The 399-nt window shown below is 61.2% G+C and carries 2 protein-coding genes; both read right to left on the minus strand.

Annotated elements, in window-relative coordinates; genetic code table 11:
* Positions 1–284, minus strand: a 284-nt coding sequence (locus EE949_RS18300) for a 4Fe-4S dicluster domain-containing protein (RefSeq protein ID WP_122665586.1), incomplete at its 3' end; no start/stop codon positions are given.
* Positions 285–287: 3 nt separating this feature from the next.
* On the minus strand, positions 288–399 hold a 112-nt coding region (locus tag EE949_RS18305; protein ID WP_277423369.1), incomplete at its 5' end, for an FAD-linked oxidase C-terminal domain-containing protein.

Consider the following 399-nt stretch of genomic DNA (forward strand, 5'->3'; position numbering starts at 1 on the left):
AGCAGATTGTGATAATCGACGCCCGACGGGCAGGTGGTCTCGCAGTTGCGGCAGCTCAGGCAACGGTCCAAGTGCAACTGGGTTTTCTCGGTGACTTCATTGCCTTCCAGCACCTGCTTGATCAGATAGATCCGTCCTCGTGGACCGTCCAGCTCATCGCCCAGCAACTGGTAGGTCGGGCAGGTGGCGTTGCAGAAACCGCAGTGCACGCAACTGCGCAGAATACGTTCGGCTTCTTCGGCGCGGGGCAGTTGTCTGGCCTGTTCGCTCAGGGTGGTCTGCATGGTTCAGAGCTCCGCGTACAGTCGGCCGGGGTTGAAGATCCCTTGCGGGTCCAGCCTGGCTTTGAGTTGATGGTGGTAGCGCAGCAGCGGCGTGGCCAAGGGCTGGAACGGGCAG

Origin of the sequence: Pseudomonas viridiflava (genome assembly GCF_900602065.1) — a bacterium.
Classification (GTDB): domain Bacteria; phylum Pseudomonadota; class Gammaproteobacteria; order Pseudomonadales; family Pseudomonadaceae; genus Aquipseudomonas.